The sequence below is a fragment of the Teichococcus rhizosphaerae genome (assembly GCF_002631185.1).
Lineage (GTDB): Bacteria > Pseudomonadota > Alphaproteobacteria > Acetobacterales > Acetobacteraceae > Pseudoroseomonas > Pseudoroseomonas rhizosphaerae.
The window spans coordinates 1-2,516 of the sequence record NZ_PDNU01000108.1 but is presented as its reverse complement, the minus strand read 5'-3'; the positions used below and the strand labels follow the sequence as shown (position 1 = coordinate 2,516).

Below are 2,516 nucleotides of genomic sequence, written 5' to 3'. Positions count from 1 at the left end.
GTCAGTGCGCCACTGCCGCCGCGCCGTGCTCGTCGATCAGCGCACCGCTGTGGAAGCGTTCGATGGAGAAGGGCGCGGCCAGCGGATGCGGTTCGCCCTTGGCCAGGGTGGCGGCGAAGACGTTTCCGGAGCCGGGAGTGGCCTTGAAGCCGCCGGTGCCCCAGCCGCAGTTGAAGAACAGGTTCTGCACCGGAGTCTTGCCGATGATCGGGCAGGCGTCCGGGGTGGTGTCGACGATGCCGCCCCACTGGCGGTTCATGCGTACCCGCGAGAGCACCGGGAACATCTCGACGATGGCTTGCAGGGTGTGCTCGATCACCGGGTAAGAGCCGCGCTGGCCGTAGCCGTTGTAGCCGTCGATGCCGGCGCCGATGACCAGGTCGCCCTTGTCCGACTGGCTGATGTAGCCATGCACGGCGTTGGACATGATCACGCTGTCGATGATCGGCTTCAGCGGCTCGGAGACCAGCGCCTGCAACGGGTGCGACTCCAGCGGCAGGCGGAAGCCGGCGAGCCTGGCCATGTGCCCGGAGTTGCCGGCGGTGACCACCCCGACACGACGCGCGCCGATGAAGCCGCGGTTGGTCTCGACGCCGATCACCGCGCCGTCCTGCTTGCGGAAGCCGGTGACTTCGGTCTGCTGGATCAGGTCCACGCCGAGGGCATCGGCGGCGCGGGCGAAGCCCCAGGCCACCGCATCATGGCGGGCGACGCCGCCGCGACGCTGGATGGTCGCGCCCATGATCGGGTAGCGGGTGTTCTTGCTGCAGTCCAGGTAGGGAATCTCCTCCGCCACCTGCTGCGCGTTCAACAGTTCGCCGTCGACGCCGTTGAGGCGGTTGGCGCTGACCCGGCGCTCGCCGTCGCGCATGTCCTGGAGGGTGTGGCAGAGGTTGTAGACCCCGCGCTGGGAGAACATCACGTTGTAGTTGAGGTCCTGGGACAGGCCCTCCCACAGCTTCATCGCGTGTTCGTAGAGCAGCGCGGACTCGTCCCACAGGTAGTTGGAGCGCACGATGGTGGTGTTGCGTGCGGTGTTGCCGCCGCCCAGCCAACCTTTCTCGACCACCGCCACGTTGCTGATGCCGTGTTCCTTGGCCAGGTAGTAGGCGGTGGCCAGACCGTGCCCGCCGCCGCCGACGATGACCACGTCGTAGACCGGCTTCGGCGTGGGCGTGCGCCACATGCGTTGCCAGTTCTCGTGATGGCTCAGTGAATGCTTTAACAGGCCGAAGCCGGAGTAGCGTTGCATGTGGATGCTCCTGAACTGTTGCTCCCTCTCCCGCGGAGAGGGTTGGGCCGGGGCGCGTCGGGCTCCCCGACCGTCTTCGGGGGGCTCAGCGATAGACCGGGAAGTCCGCGCAGAGACCGGCGACCTGGGTGGCGACCTTGGCTTCCACGTCGGCATCGCCGAGGTGGTCGAGGATGTCGCAGATCCAGCCGGCCAGTTCGCGGCTCTGCGCTTCCTGCAGCCCGCGGGTGGTGATGGCCGGGGTGCCGATGCGGATGCCGGAGGTGACGAACGGGCTCTGCGGATCGTTCGGCACGGCGTTCTTGTTCACCGTGATGCCGACCCGGCCGAGGGCGGCGTCGGCTTCCTTGCCGGTCAGGCCCTGGCGCACCAGGCTGATCAGCATCAGGTGGTTGTCGGTGCCGCCGGAAACCACGTCGTAGCCGCGCCCGATGAACACCTCGGCCATCGCCTTGGCGTTGCGGATCACCTGCGCCTGGTAGTCCTTGAAGCCCGGCTCCAGCGCTTCCTTGAAGCACACCGCCTTGGCCGCGATCACGTGCATCAGCGGGCCGCCCTGGGCGCCGGGAAATACCGCGGAGTTGAGCTTCTTCTCGATCTCCTCGTTGGCGCGCGCCAGGATCAGGCCGCCGCGCGGGCCGCGCAGGGTCTTGTGGGTGGTGGTGGTGACCACGTCGGCGAAGGGGATCGGGTTCGGGTAGAGGTCGGCGGCGACCAGCCCGGCAACGTGGGCCATGTCGACGAACAGCAGCGCGCCGACCTTGTCGGCGATGGCGCGGAAGCGCGGGAAGTCGAGGGTCTTGGAGTAGGCGGAGAAGCCGGCGACGATCATCTTCGGCTTATGCTCCACGGCCAGGCGCTCGACTTCGTCGTAGTCGATCAGCCCGGTAGCGGTGTCCAGGCCGTACTGCACGGCGTTGTACAGCTTGCCGGAGGAAGACACCTTGGCGCCATGGGTGAGATGGCCGCCATGGGCCAGGCTCATGCCGAGGATGGTGTCGCCGGCGTTGAGCAGCGCCAGGTACACCGCGGCGTTGGCCGAGGAACCGGAATGCGGCTGGACGTTGGCGTAGTCGGCGCCGAACAGCTGCCTGGCGCGGTCGATGGCCAACTGCTCGACCTTGTCGACGTGTTCGCAGCCGCCGTAGTAGCGCTTGCCCGGATAGCCCTCGGCATACTTGTTGGTCAGGCCGCTGCCCTGCGCCTGCATGACCCGCTTGCTGGCGTAGTTCTCCGAGGCGATCAGTTCGATGTGGTCTTCCTG

2 protein-coding genes are annotated in these 2,516 nt (G+C 67.4%); both read right to left on the bottom strand.

What is annotated here, in order from left to right; all coding sequences use genetic code 11:
* Position 1 precedes the first annotated feature (1 nt).
* Complete coding sequence (locus CR162_RS21815) at positions 2-1,252, bottom strand: sarcosine oxidase subunit beta (protein WP_003096779.1); 1,251 nt, start codon at positions 1,250-1,252, stop codon at positions 2-4.
* Positions 1,253-1,337: 85 nt separating this feature from the next.
* Positions 1,338-2,516 (bottom strand): serine hydroxymethyltransferase (gene glyA, locus CR162_RS21810; protein ID WP_099097546.1); only part of this gene is annotated, 1,179 nt, incomplete at its 5' end.

Bases quoted from the DNA above. Each gene is read 5' to 3' on its own strand.
- CR162_RS21815 (WP_003096779.1), bottom strand. From the start codon at position 1,252: ATGCAACGCTACTCCGGCTTCGGCCTGTTAAAGCATTCACTGAGCCAT.